Here is a 15,696-nt window from a genome sequence, read left to right as displayed (position 1 = left end):
TTAAAGTGTATACATACAAAATGTATTTTTATTAAATATAATTTATTTTTATACAAAAATAGAAACACGGTTGAGAGGGGATTATTATCATGTCAGAACAGAAAAAAGTCGTATTAGCATACTCAGGAGGTCTTGATACTTCCGTCGCAATAAAATGGCTTCAGGAGCAAGGATATAATGTAATCGCCTGCTGCCTGGATGTCGGTGAGGGCAAAGATTTGGCATTTGTTCAGCAGAAAGCGCTTGAAGTCGGCGCGACAAACTCCTACGTGATCGATGCAAAAGAAGAATTTGCACAGGATTACGCGCTTATCTCTTTGCAGGCCCACACGATGTATGAAGGAAAATACCCGCTTGTTTCGGCATTATCTCGACCGCTGATCGCGAAAAAACTGGTTGAAATTGCGGAAAAAGAAGATGCACAGGCGATTGCCCACGGATGCACAGGGAAAGGAAATGACCAGGTTCGTTTTGAAGTCTCCATTAAATCATTAAACCCTGATCTTGAAGTCATCGCGCCGGTTCGCGAATGGCAGTGGTCACGTGAAGAAGAAATTGAATATGCGGCTAGCCGCGGCATTCCGATTCCGATCAATCTTGACAGCCCGTATTCTATCGACCAAAACCTCTGGGGACGCGCCAATGAGTGCGGCATTTTAGAAGATCCATGGGCGGCGCCGCCAGAAGGTGCATACGATTTAACAGCTCCGCTGGAAAAAACGCCGGACACGCCGGAAGTGATTGAAATTGCATTTGAACAGGGCGTGCCTGTCTCCATTGACGGTGTTTCCTACTCGCTTTCTGAGCTGATCTTGAAGCTGAATGAAATGGCGGGCGCGCATGGTGTCGGACGTATCGACCACGTGGAAAACCGCCTCGTCGGCATTAAATCCCGGGAAGTATACGAATGCCCTGGTGCGATGACACTGATCAAAGCGCATAAAGAATTAGAAGATTTGACACTGGTGAAAGAGGTAGCCCACTTTAAACCGATCATCGAGCAAAAAATGTCAGAAATCATTTATAACGGCTTGTGGTTCTCGCCGTTAAAAGACGCGCTGCACGCTTTCTTAAAAGAAACGCAAAAGCATGTCACAGGCATTGTCCGCGTGAAGCTGTTTAAAGGCCATGCAATTGTAGAAGGACGTAAATCGGAATACTCTCTATATGATGAAAAACTTGCAACATATACAAAAGACGATGCATTTGATCACCATGCAGCAATCGGATTTATCGAGCTTTGGGGACTTCCGACAAAAGTGAACAGCATCGTGAAAAAGAAGGAGCAGATTAAAGCATGAAGAAGCTTTGGGGAGGCCGATTTCAAAAAACACCGGAAAAATGGGTCGACGAGTTCGGCGCGTCCATATCATTTGACCAAAATTTAGTTGCTGAAGACATTACAGGGTCTCTCGCACATGCTGCCATGCTGAAAAAATGCGGTATTCTGACAGCAGAAGAAGAGCTGAAAATCCGAGAGGGCCTGAATACCCTTTTGCAAAAAGCAGAGGAGGGAACATTGGAATTCTCAGTCGATTATGAGGATATTCATTTGAACATTGAGAAAATGCTCATTGACGAAATTGGTCCTCTTGGCGGCAAGCTGCATACCGGCAGAAGCCGGAATGACCAGGTGGCGACTGACATGCATTTATACTTGAAGAATCATGTCGGCCACATCATCGAGCTGATTGAGGCATTCCAAAGTGCGCTGATTGAAAAGGCGGAAGCGAACGTTGAAACGATTCTGCCGGGCTACACACATCTGCAGCGCGCCCAGCCGATTTCATTCGCTCACCATCTGCTTGCGTATTTCTGGATGCTTGAGCGCGACAAGGAGCGTTTTCAGGATTCAATGAAGCGGATTAACAAATCTCCGCTCGGCTGCGGGGCGCTCGCGGGAACAACCTTCCCAATCGACCGTGATTATTCAGCGGAACTGCTCGGCTTTGATGCCATTTATGAAAACAGCTTGGACGGCGTCAGTGACAGAGACTTCATTTTGGAGTTTTTAAGCAACAGCAGTATGCTGATGATGCACCTATCCCGTCTCGCTGAAGAAATCATTTTATGGTGCTCGCAGGAGTTTAAATTCATCGAGCTTGACGATACGTACGCAACAGGAAGCAGCATGATGCCGCAAAAGAAAAATCCTGATATGGCGGAGCTGATCCGCGGCAAAACAGGACGCGTATACGGCGATATGATGGGACTGTTTACGATCATGAAAGGACTTCCGCTCGCTTACAACAAAGATCTGCAGGAAGACAAAGAGGGCATGTTTGACACGGTGAAAACGGTGGAGGGCAGCCTGCAAATCTTCACAGGCATGATCCAAACAATGACTGTAAACAAAGACGTCATGAAGCAAGCGACAAAACAAGACTTTTCAAACGCGACGGAACTGGCCGATTATTTAGCTAAAAAAGGAATGCCGTTCAGAGAAGCGCATGAAGTGGTCGGGAAACTTGTGTACACATGCATCGAAAGAGGGATCTATTTAAGCGATATGCCGTTTGGCGATTTTCAGCAGGCGAGCACACTATTCGAAGAAGATATTTACACTGTATTAGACCCTTACTACGCAGTTGAAAAAAGAATGAGCGCCGGGGGCACCGGATTCAAACAGGTAAAGCAGGCGCTTGAAAAAGCGAAAGCTTGCGTGGAAGCAGGAGTTTGTTAAAATTTCCTTCATAAAATCCCGTCATTATAGCCAACCTACCTCTATAATGATGGGAGGCAGAATGATGAAAAAAGAACCGGAACGCTATATTTATGATGAACAAGAAAGCCAGGAGACAACAAGGCTCATTTCAGAAGCATATCAAAGCGGTTATGTCGATATGCCTGATCAGGAGTCTTCATCTCCTGCAGAATAAGCTGTCTGTACAGGCAGCTTTTTTTGTATGCCAAAGTGTAAAAAGTGATATTGCAAGCCTTTTATAGTAAAGTAGAAGAAGAAACACTTTATTGAAAGCGGCGACGTTGCTTTGGGAGGTATTCATGTGCGACATGCTTTAATTACTGCCGGTTCGAAGGGTTTAGGCCGCAAAGTGACTGAAACGTTGCTTGCAAAGGGGTATTCAGTAACAGTCAATTACAGACAGGATGAGGAGGCAGTCGGCCGCCTGAAGGAAGCCTGTCCCGATTGTCTTGACCGGCTGCAATTTGTAAAAGGTGATGTCACCAAAAAAGAAGATCTGCTGCGTATTGCAGAGGCTGCCTTAAACCGCTTCGGAAGGATCGACTTTTTGATTAACAACGCGGGACCATACATATTTGAACGTAAAAAGTTAGCCAATTATACTGATGATGAATGGTATGGCATGCTGGAAGGAAATTTAAGCGCCGTCTTTCATTTATTCAAAGCGGTTATTCCTATTATGAGAAAACAGCAATTTGGGCGCATCATTACGTACGGATTCCAAGGTGCGGCTCACGCGCCCGGCTGGCTTCACCGATCGGCATTTGGCGCTGCGAAAGTGGGCTTGGCTTCTTTGACGAAGACAATTGCCATTGAAGAAGCCGAATTCGGTATAACCGCCAACATGGTTTGCCCGGGAGACATTGTCGGCGACATGAAAGAAGCATCGATAGAGGAAGCCAGAATGCGAATCGGCAAAGAAAAAACGCCGATAGGAAGATCCGGTACAGGCGAGGATATCGCCCGGATTATCGCTTTCTTGTGTGAGGAGAACTCAGACCTTGTGACAGGGACTGTTATTGAAGCCACAGGAGGCCTCAATGTCATTAACAAGAATCAAACAACATAAGTTTTTCAGCTTTTTAAAAAGGGAAAATAAAAAAATCAAAATCATGTGACGAGGTGAAAGAAATGAAAGTGACATATCACGGACATTCTGTAATCACAGTGGAAACGAAGGACCATCATATTATTTTTGATCCGTTTTTAACAGGGAATTCATTAACGGATATAAAGCCGGAGGATGTAAAAGCGGATGTCATCTTACTAACGCACGGCCACAATGACCATGTCGGTGATACTGAACAAATCGCCAAGCAAAATAACGCGTTGGTTATAGCCCCAAACGAGCTCGCTGTGTACTTAGGCTGGAAAGGCTTGAATGTTCATCCAATGCATATTGGCGGCTCCCGCCAGTTCGATTTTGGAAAAGTGAAGCTCACACAGGCCTTTCATGGATCAGCCATCACAGATGAAGAAAACAAAACGATCACTTACACAGGCATGCCTGCCGGTATTTTGCTGACTGTAGAAGATAAAACGATTTTCCACGCGGGCGATACGGCTCTTTTCTCTGATATGAAACTCATTGGCGAATTGAATCATATCGACCTTGCTTTCCTGCCGATTGGCGATAACTTTACGATGGGACCTGAAGACGCCAAGCTTGCCGCTGAATGGCTGCGCGCAAAACAGGTCGTGCCGGTGCATTACAATACATTCCCGGTCATCGAACAAGACCCAGAAGCATTCGCTGACAGCCTGCCGGGCGGAGTCGGCAAAGTCATGTCGGTCGATGAGACGATCGAGCTTTAAACCGTGAAACCATCTCCTGATGAATCAGGAGGTGGTTTTTATTTTTTCAGTTATCCTGTAATGGTCTTATTAGAGGTTCCTTCCAATTCTTTGCTGTGCTGCTGAAAACGTTTGGTTATCCGGGCGATTAAGTCCTTCGTGGCGCGGTCAAAATGATTTTCTTTTTGATTTGTCAACAGCCCTATGGGCGGGGTGATATCCAGGTTCAGAATTGGAATGACTTTAGTGCCGTTGAACGGTTTAGAATGTGCGGTGCTGGTAAAGATTGAAATTCCGATGTTTTCACGTACGTAATATTCATGTGACATGCTGCTTGTGAGCTCCATTTTTTTGTAGCGATTCCCGAGTTCTCTATGTAAGTGCTGTTCAATTTGTAAGCGAATGGGGCAATTGGCCGGCGTAAATATGAAGCGCTCTTCTGCTAAATCAGACAAATGGACAGCCTTCTTCTCAGCGAGCGGATGTTGATCAGATACAATCACATTTAATGTGTCATAAAAAAATGGATGGTAGTAATTTTCAAGAATCAGCTCCGGCTCGCCGCAGACTGCAAAATCAATCGTCCCGTCTAAAAGCTTTTGACTGCAGGTATTGGCGTCATCAACCTTGATATTAACCGTTATCTTTGGGTAATCCTTTAAGAAATCCTTTAAAATCTCGGGGAATATCAGACTGGCGGTCGGCTCTGAAACCCCGATGTTGATAATGCCTGCCTCTTCTTCCTTTAAGTCGGAGAGGTTGTGTTTAAGCGCCTCGTATTGCATCAAAAGATCTCCTGTTCGTTCATAAAAAAGTTTCCCTGCTTTTGTCAACTGCAGGCTTTTTCCTCTTTCAAACAGCAGTACGCCTAAATCCTGCTCCAATTGCTTCATACGCATCGATATCGTCGGCTGCGAGTAGTTGAGTTTTTCTGCTGCTTTATAGAAGCTTCCAAATTTTACAATCGTATGAAACGTTTTGATTGAGCGTAACTCCAATGTGTTCCCTCCTGTTTTTCATCATTAAAAATACTGAAGTGAAGGTTTACTTTTTTTGATTAGTCAAAGATCAGAGTATGCTTTATAGTATAAACAATAAAAGCTTAGTAAACAAATAGGAATTATATATTTTGAGAAGAGGAGTGACAAAAATGAGTGAGGATATTTTTCGACTGGCAACTGTTGAAGATGCATCGGAGCTGTTGAAACTGGTTAACAGCGCATTTCAGCCCATTCGGCAGCTGGATATTGATTGGCCATCCACGAGAGCTGATATCCAAATGGTATCAGAAAATATTGAACATCATTCAGCGATTGTGCTGGAGCGGGATGGGAAGCTGATTTCAACGATTACAATCAGGTTCCCGTGGGAGAGTGAGACGCCTCCTTCAAAATATCCGTTTGTGTGGTGGTTTGCGACACTGCCGGAATATAAAGGGCAAGGCGCCGGAAGTAAGCTGCTTACGTATGTTGAAGAAAAAGTGCTTCGAGATATGCTGAAGGCTCCTGCGCTGACACTCGGCACATCGGCGCGCAAGCATCCTTGGCTTGCTGACATGTACAGAAGGAGAGGGTATGAAGTGTATTTTGAGCAGGAAAAAGACGGGGACATAGGTGTGATGATGCACAAGGTTTTGATTCCGGAACGATTTAACCCAACGCTTTTAGGTGCGCCCAGCTGGGCATGATGTGAGGCAGCCTATGAATAAGCGTAAAGGATTGGTTTTGCTGCTGTCAGTGTTTGCATTACTTGGCGGGGGATGTTCGCAAACAAATAACAAAACAGATCGTCAGGCTCAAACGGTCATAGTCGGCACTGGAACAGATTTTCCGAATATTGCGTTTTTAAATGAAAAAGGCGATTTGACCGGGTATGACATTGAAGTGATGAAAGCCATCGATAAGGAGTTGCCTCAATATACATTTGAATTTAAAACGATGGATTTCTCAAATTTGCTGACGAGTCTCGGAAATAAAAAAATTGATGTGATTGCGCACAATATGGCCAAAAATAAAGAACGAGAAAAGCGTTTTTTGTATCATAAAGTCCCATATAACTACTCGCCGATGTACATCACGGTGAAAGAGGATAATCACAAGATTCATACATTAAAAGACTTACACGGAAAAACAGTCATAGTTGGCGCCACGTCAAATGCGGCAGATTATATTACAAAGTACAACAAAACGCACGGCAGCCCGATTCATTTGAGATATGCGGGACAGGGAAGCAATGACACCGCCAATCAAATTGAAACCGGGCGCGCAGATGCAACAATAGCTACACCGTTTGCCGTCGATTTTCAGAATAAAACGCACGCCTTCCGCCAAAAGACAGTCGGTGACGTGTTATTAGATACCGAGGTGTACTTTATGTTTAATAAAGGCAGCCAAACCTTGGCGGATGACACGGATCAAGCGATTAAAAAGCTGGAGAAAAACGGAACGCTAAAAAAACTAAGCCGAAAATGGCTCGGGGCAGATTATTCAAAATCAAGTTTTGAAAAATAAATGGGGCGATGAGATGAAAACGAAAGCAGCATTCATGGCAATATTATTTTCGCTTATAACAGTTCTGTCAGCTTGCGGTGCAGGCAGTCAAACGACGGGAGCCGGGCAAAAGAAGGTACAGACGATCACGGTCGGAACTGGAACCCAATTTCCGAATATTTGCTTTATCGATGAAAAAGGCGATTTAACCGGTTATGATGTCGAACTGATCAAAGAGCTTGATAAGCGCCTGCCACATTATAAATTCACATTTAAAACGATGGAATTTTCCAACCTGCTTGTCAGCCTCGGACAGCATAAAGTCGATATCGTGGCACATCAAATGGAGAAAAGCAAAGAGCGTGAGAAAAAATTTCTGTTTAACAAGGTTGCTTACAACCATTTTCCTTTAAAAATTACTGTGCTTCAAAATAACGATACGATCCGTGGAATTGAAGACTTAAAAGGAAAACGGGTGATTACGAGTGCAACCTCCAACGGAGCGCTTGTACTGAAAAAATGGAATGAGGATAATGGACGGCCGTTTGAGATTGCCTATGAGGGCCAAGGCGCAAATGAGACTGCGAATCAGCTGAAATCGGGGCGTGCGGACGCAACGATCTCAACGCCTTTTGCAGTAGACTTTCAAAACAAGACGAGCGCTATTAAAGAAAAAACCGTCGGTCATGTGCTTTCAAATGCCAAAGTGTATTTTATGTTTAACAAAAATGAACAAACGTTAAGTGACGATATTGATAAAGCCTTACAGGAAATCATTGATGACGGAACGCTGAAAAGGCTCAGTTTGAAATGGCTTGGTGACGACTATTCCAAAGAGCAGTATTAGGTAAAAAGAGAGGGAGCAGTGATGGAAAAAGCGTTTGATATGAACATGATTGGAAATTTTGTGCCGACGTTAACCGCTTATTTACCGGTTACATTATACATTTTAACACTGTCCTTGCTTTTCGGTTTTGTATTAGGACTCTTTCTGGCACTGCCCCGCATCTACAATATGCCAATTGTAAATCAATTGGCAAAAGTGTATATCTCATTTTTCAGGGGAACGCCTATCATGGTGCAGCTTTTCATCGTGTTTTACGGAATCCCGGCGCTTACGGGGCTTATCGGGATTGATACAACAAAAATGGACCCGTTTTATGCTGCTGTCGCAACCTACGCGTTAAGCAATGCAGCGGCAGCCGCAGAAATCATTCGAGCGGGGGTGGGCAGTGTAGATAAAGGCCAAACGGAAGCGGCGTACAGTATTGGCTTAAGCGGTAGTCAGGCCTTCAGGCGAATCGTTCTGCCCCAGGCACTTGTCCAGGCGTTTCCGAATATGGGAAACATGGTGATCAGTTCTTTAAAAGATACATCTCTAGCTTTTTCAATAGGTGTTATGGATATGTCCGGAAGGGGCCAAACACTGATTACCTCAAGCAACCATTCTCTTGAAGTTTACATTGCGCTATCCATTGTTTATTATGCTGTAGCGATTTTATTCGAATGGTTCTTTCGAGTGGCAGAAAAACGAATCAAGAAGAATCAAACAAGGATTGTTACTGTTTTTGACATGAACATACATTGATATATTTCTTCGGATGAGGGGGGAGAAGATTGCAATTTGACTTTCCGTTTATCGTTTCCGCCATGAAAGAAATGGTAAAGACCATTCCTCTGACATTGATGATGGCTGTTTTGCCGATTATGTTTGGATTTCTCGTGGCTCTTGGAAATATAATTGTTAGAATTTTTAGAATTAAGGGCTTGGTGGCTTGCTCAAGGTTTTATGTGTCTTTCTTTCGAAGTACACCTGCAATTCTTCACATTATGTTGATTTATTTAGGGATACCGCCTGTTGCAGATCAAGTCAGCAGTTTTTTTCATCTCGGCTGGTCCGCCAATGAGATACCGGTCTCCATGTTTGTCATCATAGCCTTGTCTTTAACTGCCGGAGCTTATCTGACAGAAATCATCCGGTCGGGCATTCTGGCGATGGATACCGGACAGGTCGAAGCGGCTTATTCAATCGGCTTGACACACAGCCAAACCTTTCGGCGTGTAATATTGCCGCAGGCGCTGATGGTTTCCATCCCAAACTTCACAAATTTGGGTATCGGCTTTTTGCATACCACCTCTATCGCGGCTATAGTGGCTGTCCCAGAGATTACAGGGACGGCGACTATCGTTGCTTCTGATAATTATGCATTTTTAGAAGCGTTTATCGGAGCAGCGATTATCTATTGGGTGCTGACTCTTATCCTAGAATCCGTAAATGGAGTATTAGAGAGAAAGGCAGCCAGATTTCAAGGAGGCACTTTATGATTGAGATTAAGAATATCCATAAACAGTTTGGCATCCACCATGTATTAAAAGGGATAAATCTCACGGTACGCAAGGGAGAAGTTGTGACGATTATCGGGCCGAGCGGATCAGGGAAAACCACCTTTTTACGGTGCCTGAATTTATTAGAACGTCCAGACGAAGGGATCATTTCTATACATGACAAAGTGATTAATTGCAGCTTTCCGTCCAAAAAAGAGGTTCACTGGCTCAGAAAACAGACGGCAATGGTATTTCAGCAATACCACCTGTTTGCTCACAAAACGGTAATTGAAAATGTCATGGAGGGCTTGACGATTGCCCGGAAAATGAGAAAACAAGACGCGTATGCCGTAGCGGAAAATGAACTGAGAAAGGTCGGGCTTCAAGATAAATTGAACGCTTATCCGAGTCAGTTATCGGGAGGACAAAAGCAGAGGGTAGGGATAGCAAGGGCGCTTGCCATTCATCCTGATGTGCTGCTGTTCGATGAGCCGACGGCAGCGCTTGACCCGGAGCTGGTCGGTGAAGTGCTTGAGGTAATGCTGGAAATCGTGAAAACCGGAGCCACCATGATTGTTGTTACACATGAAATGGAGTTTGCAAGAAGGGTCTCTGATCAAGTTGTTTTTATGGATGAAGGAGTCATTGTTGAACAAGGAACCCCGGAGGAAGTCTTCCGCCATACCAAAAAAGACAGAACGAGGCAGTTTCTCCGCCGTGTTTCGCCGGAATATTTATTTGAACCAAAAGAACACATAAAGGAGCCGGTGATATGATCCGCTTAAGTATTTTAGACCAAAGCTTGATTGGTGAAGGGGAGACAGCAGCTGATACATTACAGCATACAGTGAAATTGGCGCAAATGGCTGAAGAGTGTGGATATTACCGATTTTGGGTGGCCGAACATCACAATAATGATGAGATTGCAGGGTCTGCACCCGAGGTTCTTTTAGGCTATCTTGCTGCAAGCACAAGAAAAATTCGTTTAGCATCAGGCGGAGTGATGCTGCAGCATTACAGCTCCTATAAAGTAGTGGAGCAATTCCATCTTCTATCAGCGTTAGCTCCCGACCGTATAGATCTTGGAGTGGGCAAAGCGCCCGGCGGGTTTCAGCTGTCCACAGACGCGCTGCAGGCTGAATATAAAAAACCGGTGCGTCAGTTTGATGAAAAACTGGAGGAGCTTACTCATTTCGTTCGGGATGATTTTCCTGATACCCACCGCTATGCTGCATTGCGTCCTAGGCCGCAGGTTGATCGGAAGCCGGGTATTTTTCTATTGGGAGGAAGCGCAGAGAGTGCCATTTCGGCTGCAAAACTGGGAATCTCTTTTGTCTTTGCTTACTTTATTAACGGTGAAGAGGAAGTGCTGAAGGAAGCCCGCCGAGCATTTGACGCGCATCTCCCGCCAGGATCTGAGGCTGAATTTCATCTTGCCCCCGCTGTTTTTGCGGCACATACAAAAGAAGAAGCGGAAAAACATATTGTGTCGCGTGAATCGATAAAAGTGGTTTTGAAAGACGGGCGTAAGGTCAACGTCGGTTCCCGCGAACAGGCTGAGGCCTATCTGGAAAACGTCACAGAGCCCTATGACATCATCGTGCAAAAAACCGGGATTATTGCCGGAACAAAGGAAGAAGTGGCAGAAGAATTAACACGTTTATCAGGCACATACAAAATCAATGATTTTGTTATTTTTACACCGATCAAAAATGCTGAAGAAAAACAGCTGTCTTATCAGCTGCTGAGCGATGCAGTTTTAGCTGCAAAACGTTAAGGAGGGACAGAAGAATGAGTGATGTTTTGAACATTGTGGTTTGGAGTAAAAAAGGCTGTTCGTATTGTGAAGAAGTCAAGAATTATTTGAATGAAAAAGGGTTCCCGTTCCAAAATATCGATGTTTCAGAAAAAGAAAAGCTTAGAGATATTTTACAGGTGAAATATGGGGTACGCCATGTGCCTGTGGTTGAAATTGGGCGCGGCAATCACTATCAAGGGATAACTGAAATCGGCATTGAACACCTTGATCTTGCACTTGCGAATTATATCCAAAGATAAAGGAGGCAAAAAGATGACACGTTCAGATTTTATTCAGTTTGGAGCCATGATTCACGGTGTCGGGGGAACAACTGACGGCTGGCGTCATCCCGATATTGATCCCTCGGCCAGCACGAATATTGAATTTTACATGAAAAAGGCGCAAACAGCCGAAAAAGGCTTGTTTAGTTTTATTTTCATTGCAGACGGCTTATTTATTTCTGAAAAATCGATTCCTCATTTTTTAAACCGTTTTGAACCGATCACCATTTTATCTGCGCTGGCATCAGTTACCAAAAATATTGGTTTAGTAGGGACGTTCTCTACATCTTTTACTGAGCCATTCACTATCTCCAGACAATTGATGTCGCTGGACCATATCAGCGGGGGCAGGGCAGGCTGGAATCTTGTTACTTCTCCGCAGGAAGGAGCGGCGCGCAACCATAGTAAGTCTAATTTGCCAGAACATACTGAACGTTACGCGATCGCACAGGAGCATTTGGATGTTGTGCGCGGGCTGTGGAATTCCTGGGAGCATGACGCATTTATACACAATAAGAAAACAGGGCAGTTTTTCGATCCGGCGAAGCTTCATCGCCTGAATCATAAAGGAAAGTATTTTCAAGTAGAGGGGCCCTTGAATATCGGGCGCTCTAAGCAGGGAGAGCCTGTAGTGTTTCAAGCGGGTTCATCAGAAACAGGCCGGCAGTTTGCTGCTAAAAATGCGGATGCGATTTTTACCCATTCCAATTCATTAGAAGAGACAAAAGCGTTTTATGCGGATGTGAAAAGCCGAGCTGTTGATGAAGGGCGTGATCCTTCAAGTGTGCGGATTTTTCCAGGGATCAGCCCGATTGTGGCAGATACGGAAGAAGAGGCGGAAAAGAAGTATCGTGAATTTGCAGAATTGATACCGATTGAAAATGCTGTTACTTATTTGGCTCGTTTTTTTGATGATTATGATCTGAGTGTTTACCCGTTGGATGAGCCATTTCCCGATATTGGCGATGTGGGAAAGAATGCGTTTCAAAGCACAACAGACCGGATTAAGAGAGAAGCAAAAGCCAGAAATCTGTCATTGCGGGAGGTAGCACAGGAAATGGCTTTTCCACGGCCTCTATTTATCGGCACACCAGAGCGTGTCGCATCCTTAATTGAAACTTGGTTCAACGCTGAGGCGGCGGATGGGTTTATCATTGGGTCGGATATACCGGGAACACTTGATGCTTTTGTAGAAAAGGTGATTCCGATTCTTCAAGAAAGAGGGCTTTATCGTCAAGATTATCGCGGCGGGACATTGCGGGAAAATCTCGGTCTTGGCATTCCGCAGCATCAATCCGTTTTACATTCATCACATCAATAGGTTTCGTCTGATCGAATGCGGAAGCTGAGAGGGGAGGCTGACTTTTTTGACGATCATTGCCGGTACGGTTGTGAAAGGAAAACAATTAGGCAGAACGCTTGGATTCCCCACGGCAAATGTAGATGCAAAAATGCATGGGCTGCGTAATGGAGTTTATGGAGTTCTGGCGACAGTCAATCATCAATTTCATTTAGGGGTTATGAATATCGGTGTGAAACCGACGGTGGGCTCTAACCTTAAAAGGACATTGGAGATTTTTTTGTTTGACTTTCATAGAGACATCTATGGAGAAAAAATCGAATGCAGCATTCTCTTTAAAATTAGAGAAGAAAGAAGGTTTGATTCTTTGGAGTCTTTAACAAAGCAAATTAAAAAGGATATTTCGTGCGTTGCAAAACGCTTTGAGCTGATTGGGATTATGGCACCGAACAAAAAAGAAAGCCTGCTTTCCCATCAGGAGTTAAATCTTCCGGATCTCTGCTTTTACAAGAAGTGTAACAACCTATATGGCATCAACCGAGGCGTATACAATGTTATTGATAACTGGTTTTTTGAGTACGGAATTACACAAGTAGCTTACAGGCGCATTTATATTTTATCTTTTTTAAGCTTTTTGAAAGAAGATAATCCGAAAGTTTCCAGCAAGTATATAAGATTTGGGGCGGGCGGTCTTGCTGATAAATTGAACCGATTTATTTCATCTTATGTTGAAGAGTCTGAAGAAAATATATTGGGATAGGGAAAGGAGCGGAACATATGTCTTTGGATTATTGGAGAAATATAGAAGGCTCCTATCCATATCAGACTACAGGAAATGACATCCTGAAGTTGAAAGAGGAGTATAATCCCGTAAATTTCTCAACGCTAGAAAAGCAGCTCATCGGCATTCGCCGGCACTTGCACCAATATCCTGAACTGTCAAAAGAAGAATTTGAAACAACTGCTTTTATAAAAAAATGCCTTAAAGAAAAGGGGATACAGATTCGCCCTACTGCTCTAAAAACGGGTGTGTTCGCAGACATAGCAGGGGAGTCAGAAGGTCCGGCGATTGCTTTGAGGGCTGATATTGACGCCTTGCCAATTGAAGAAAAAACAGGATTGCCTTATGCGTCTAAACATAAAGGAATCATGCATGCGTGCGGTCATGATTTTCATACGGCAGCGCTTCTTGGTGCGGCCTTTTTATTGAAGGAAAATCAAGACAGTCTGAAAGGGAAGATTCGTTTATTATTTCAGCCGGCAGAGGAAGCGGGTGCCGGCGCTGCAAAAGTGATAGAGGACGGCCAACTGGATGGCATTGGTGCGGTTATTGGACTTCACAATAAACCGGATATCGCGGTTGGGACTGTAGGGTTAAAAACAGGCCCGCTTATGGCTGCTGTTGACCGATTTAAAGTAGAGATAGAAGGGAAAGGCGCTCATGCAGCATTGCCGCATAATGGTTTTGATCCAATTGTCGGCGCCTCTCAGCTTATTGTCGCCCTGCAAACGATTGTAAGCAGAAATGTAAACCCGCTGCAAAGCGCGATTTTAACCATAGGGAAAATCAACGGTGGCAGCACTTGGAATGTCATTCCGGATACAGTTGTCATTGAGGGCACTGTTCGTACATTTGATTCAGAGGTTCGTGATCAAGTGAAACAGCGTTTTTTGGCAGTCACAGAGCAGATTTCTGCCGCTTTCTCGTTAAAGGCAAATGTGAAGTGGCATTCCGGACCGCCGCCGCTTTGTAATGATGAGGAAATTACGGGGCTGGTGCGAGACGCTGCGCATAAAGCGAAACTTCAAGTCATTGATCCCGCCCCATCAACCGCGGGGGAAGATTTTGCTTATTATCTTGAGCATATTCCGGGATCCTTTGCGTTTTTTGGAACAGACGGTGATCATGATTGGCACCACCCTGCATTTACAATTGATGAAACTGCCATTATCAAAGCCTCTTATTTTTTATATGAAAGCGCCAAGAGATTGTTAGATTCGAATGAAGAATCAAAAATATCTGATTGATATAGATGGGGTGTTCTGATGAAGAAATTAATCGTTTTTGCATTTATTGGTCTATTGTCGCAGTTAATAGACGGTTCTTTAGGTATGGCTTATGGGGTTACCTCAACTTCTTTGTTATTGGCGTTTGGCATCACACCTGCTGTGGCTTCGGCTTCTGTCCATTTAGCGGAAGTCGTAACGACTGCCGCATCGGGAGTGTCGCATATTAAATTTGGCAATGTTGACAAACAAACCGTTTATCAGCTTGTCATTCCCGGCTCTATAGGCGCTTTTTTAGGCGCGGCATTCCTCAGCCATTTACCTGGAGATGTAGCGAAACCCTATATTTCTTTGTTTTTGCTCCTTCTGGGCGGATATGTATTGATCAGGTTTTTATTTCAATATAAACCGGCTCTTGAGAAGAAGCATGTGCCGTTAAACCGAAAACAATCCATCCCATTGGGAGTGATCGCTGGTTTTGCAGATGCCACAGGCGGAGGCGGCTGGGGACCGGTGACCACTCCGATTTTATTATCCCGCAAAGGCTTGAGCCCGAGGAAAGTTGTCGGGACTGTAGACACAAGTGAATTTGCCATCGCCGTATCTGCAACTGCCGGTTTTCTTATTTCATTAGGATGGGAGGACGTCAATTGGCTATGGGTGTTTTCACTAATGGCCGGTGGAATTATTGCTGCCCCTATCGCAGCATGGCTGGTGCAGAAGTTTCATCCGCAATTGATGGGTGTGCTTGTAGGAGGATTTATTATTCTGGTAAATGCCAGAACATTAATAAATGAATGGATCGCAAACACAGCTGTTTATCCATTGATCTATACGGCCATAGGGGCGATATGGCTATCCGCAGTTTTATTTGTTTTATCTAAAATAGGGAATCGAAATATTGTTAAGACAGCGGTTGATGTCCATTTAAAAGAAAAATAAAGGTTTTTCCGCTTTACGATGTAAAAGGAATCACGAGGGCCTTGCGCTTGACTGGA

General features: G+C 44.3%; 17 protein-coding genes and 1 pseudogene. 17 read left to right on the top strand and 1 reads right to left on the bottom strand.

What is annotated here, in order from left to right; all coding sequences use genetic code 11:
- Positions 1 to 89 precede the first annotated feature (89 nt).
- The 5 genes from NYE49_RS14890 (at position 90) to NYE49_RS14870 (ending at position 4,519) form a co-directional block, all read left to right on the top strand.
- Entirely contained in the window at positions 90 to 1,301 is a 1,212-nt protein-coding gene (locus NYE49_RS14890; protein ID WP_003229357.1) for an argininosuccinate synthase, read from the top strand.
- The gene (argH, locus tag NYE49_RS14885) at positions 1,298 to 2,683 is read left to right on the top strand and encodes an argininosuccinate lyase (RefSeq protein WP_174616777.1); all 1,386 of its coding nucleotides are present in this window, start codon (positions 1,298 to 1,300) and stop codon (positions 2,681 to 2,683) included. Before NYE49_RS14890 ends, argH begins: the two co-directional genes overlap by 4 nt.
- A 61-nt stretch (positions 2,684 to 2,744) precedes the next feature.
- On the top strand, positions 2,745 to 2,879 hold the full coding sequence (locus NYE49_RS14880) for a hypothetical protein (protein ID WP_004399018.1): 135 nt from the start codon (positions 2,745 to 2,747) through the stop codon (positions 2,877 to 2,879).
- Positions 2,880 to 3,005: 126 nt separating this feature from the next.
- On the top strand, positions 3,006 to 3,773 hold the full coding sequence (locus NYE49_RS14875) for an SDR family oxidoreductase (RefSeq protein WP_342410382.1): 768 nt from the start codon (positions 3,006 to 3,008) through the stop codon (positions 3,771 to 3,773).
- A gap of 62 nt (positions 3,774 to 3,835) precedes the next feature.
- Positions 3,836 to 4,519, top strand: coding sequence for a metal-dependent hydrolase (locus NYE49_RS14870; RefSeq protein WP_047183021.1), 684 nt, complete (start codon positions 3,836 to 3,838; stop codon positions 4,517 to 4,519).
- Between the two features lie 50 nt (positions 4,520 to 4,569).
- Here NYE49_RS14870 and ytlI read toward each other — a convergent pair whose 3' ends face one another.
- On the bottom strand, positions 4,570 to 5,496 hold the full coding sequence (gene ytlI / locus NYE49_RS14865; RefSeq protein ID WP_047183020.1) for a LysR family transcriptional regulator YtlI: 927 nt from the start codon (positions 5,494 to 5,496) through the stop codon (positions 4,570 to 4,572).
- A 152-nt stretch (positions 5,497 to 5,648) separates the two neighbouring features.
- Between ytlI and snaA the strand changes: the two genes are divergently transcribed.
- From snaA to NYE49_RS14805, 12 genes and pseudogenes are all read left to right on the top strand, one after another.
- Positions 5,649 to 6,185 (top strand): N-acetyltransferase SnaA, encoded by a 537-nt coding sequence (gene snaA / locus NYE49_RS14860; RefSeq protein ID WP_015251464.1) that lies wholly within the window; start codon positions 5,649 to 5,651, stop codon positions 6,183 to 6,185.
- Between the two features lie 13 nt (positions 6,186 to 6,198).
- Positions 6,199 to 7,008 (top strand): sulfur-containing amino acid ABC transporter substrate-binding protein TcyJ, encoded by an 810-nt coding sequence (tcyJ, locus tag NYE49_RS14855; RefSeq protein WP_015384366.1) that lies wholly within the window; start codon positions 6,199 to 6,201, stop codon positions 7,006 to 7,008.
- 13 nt (positions 7,009 to 7,021) lie between these two features.
- A complete protein-coding gene (gene tcyK, locus NYE49_RS14850; protein WP_024572165.1) occupies positions 7,022 to 7,834 on the top strand; it encodes a sulfur-containing amino acid ABC transporter substrate-binding protein TcyK in 813 nt (270 codons plus the stop codon).
- Positions 7,835 to 7,855: 21 nt separating this feature from the next.
- Positions 7,856 to 8,575, top strand: coding sequence for a sulfur-containing amino acid ABC transporter permease TcyL (tcyL, locus tag NYE49_RS14845; protein WP_047183019.1), 720 nt, complete (start codon positions 7,856 to 7,858; stop codon positions 8,573 to 8,575).
- 29 nt (positions 8,576 to 8,604) lie between these two features.
- A complete protein-coding gene (gene tcyM, locus NYE49_RS14840; RefSeq protein ID WP_174616776.1) occupies positions 8,605 to 9,312 on the top strand; it encodes a sulfur-containing amino acid ABC transporter permease TcyM in 708 nt (235 codons plus the stop codon).
- Complete coding sequence (gene tcyN / locus NYE49_RS14835) at positions 9,309 to 10,088, top strand: sulfur-containing amino-acid ABC transporter ATP-binding protein TcyN (RefSeq protein ID WP_003229383.1); 780 nt, start codon at positions 9,309 to 9,311, stop codon at positions 10,086 to 10,088. The genes tcyM and tcyN overlap by 4 nt, the downstream gene beginning before the upstream one ends.
- A complete protein-coding gene (locus NYE49_RS14830) occupies positions 10,085 to 11,089 on the top strand; it encodes an LLM class flavin-dependent oxidoreductase (RefSeq protein WP_047183017.1) in 1,005 nt (334 codons plus the stop codon). Before tcyN ends, NYE49_RS14830 begins: the two co-directional genes overlap by 4 nt.
- Positions 11,090 to 11,103: 14 nt before the next feature.
- Positions 11,104 to 11,387 (top strand): annotated as a pseudogene (locus NYE49_RS14825) (glutaredoxin family protein).
- The gene (locus NYE49_RS14820; protein ID WP_015384359.1) at positions 11,384 to 12,712 is read left to right on the top strand and encodes an LLM class flavin-dependent oxidoreductase; all 1,329 of its coding nucleotides are present in this window, start codon (positions 11,384 to 11,386) and stop codon (positions 12,710 to 12,712) included. Before NYE49_RS14825 ends, NYE49_RS14820 begins: the two are co-directional and overlap by 4 nt.
- Positions 12,713 to 12,758: 46 nt before the next feature.
- Positions 12,759 to 13,451 carry an RNA-binding riboflavin kinase RibR gene (gene ribR / locus NYE49_RS14815; protein WP_047183016.1) on the top strand — a complete coding sequence of 231 codons (693 nt, stop codon included), beginning with the start codon at positions 12,759 to 12,761 and terminating at the stop codon, positions 13,449 to 13,451.
- Positions 13,452 to 13,468: 17 nt separating this feature from the next.
- Positions 13,469 to 14,719: an S-alkyl-N-acetyl-metabolite deacetylase SndA gene (sndA, locus tag NYE49_RS14810; protein WP_047183015.1), complete on the top strand. Its 1,251-nt coding sequence runs from the start codon at positions 13,469 to 13,471 to the stop codon at positions 14,717 to 14,719.
- An 18-nt stretch (positions 14,720 to 14,737) separates the two neighbouring features.
- Complete coding sequence (locus NYE49_RS14805; protein WP_015384356.1) at positions 14,738 to 15,640, top strand: sulfite exporter TauE/SafE family protein; 903 nt, start codon at positions 14,738 to 14,740, stop codon at positions 15,638 to 15,640.
- The last annotated feature ends 56 nt before the right edge of the window (positions 15,641 to 15,696 follow it).

It is taken from the genome of Bacillus sp. FSL L8-0358 (genome assembly GCF_038593095.1).
GTDB classification, from domain to species: domain Bacteria; phylum Bacillota; class Bacilli; order Bacillales; family Bacillaceae; genus Bacillus; species Bacillus subtilis.
This window is presented reverse-complemented; position numbering and strand designations above follow the sequence as displayed.

Bases quoted from the DNA above. Each gene is read 5' to 3' on its own strand.
- NYE49_RS14890 (WP_003229357.1), top strand. From the start codon at position 90: ATGTCAGAACAGAAAAAAGTCGTATTAGCATACTCAGGAGGTCTTGAT.
- argH (WP_174616777.1), top strand. From the start codon at position 1,298: ATGAAGAAGCTTTGGGGAGGCCGATTTCAAAAAACACCGGAAAAATGG.
- NYE49_RS14880 (WP_004399018.1), top strand. From the start codon at position 2,745: ATGATGAAAAAAGAACCGGAACGCTATATTTATGATGAACAAGAAAGC.
- NYE49_RS14870 (WP_047183021.1), top strand. From the start codon at position 3,836: ATGAAAGTGACATATCACGGACATTCTGTAATCACAGTGGAAACGAAG.
- snaA (WP_015251464.1), top strand. From the start codon at position 5,649: ATGAGTGAGGATATTTTTCGACTGGCAACTGTTGAAGATGCATCGGAG.
- tcyJ (WP_015384366.1), top strand. From the start codon at position 6,199: ATGAATAAGCGTAAAGGATTGGTTTTGCTGCTGTCAGTGTTTGCATTA.
- tcyK (WP_024572165.1), top strand. From the start codon at position 7,022: ATGAAAACGAAAGCAGCATTCATGGCAATATTATTTTCGCTTATAACA.
- tcyL (WP_047183019.1), top strand. From the start codon at position 7,856: ATGGAAAAAGCGTTTGATATGAACATGATTGGAAATTTTGTGCCGACG.
- tcyN (WP_003229383.1), top strand. From the start codon at position 9,309: ATGATTGAGATTAAGAATATCCATAAACAGTTTGGCATCCACCATGTA.
- NYE49_RS14830 (WP_047183017.1), top strand. From the start codon at position 10,085: ATGATCCGCTTAAGTATTTTAGACCAAAGCTTGATTGGTGAAGGGGAG.
- NYE49_RS14820 (WP_015384359.1), top strand. From the start codon at position 11,384: ATGACACGTTCAGATTTTATTCAGTTTGGAGCCATGATTCACGGTGTC.
- sndA (WP_047183015.1), top strand. From the start codon at position 13,469: ATGTCTTTGGATTATTGGAGAAATATAGAAGGCTCCTATCCATATCAG.
- NYE49_RS14805 (WP_015384356.1), top strand. From the start codon at position 14,738: ATGAAGAAATTAATCGTTTTTGCATTTATTGGTCTATTGTCGCAGTTA.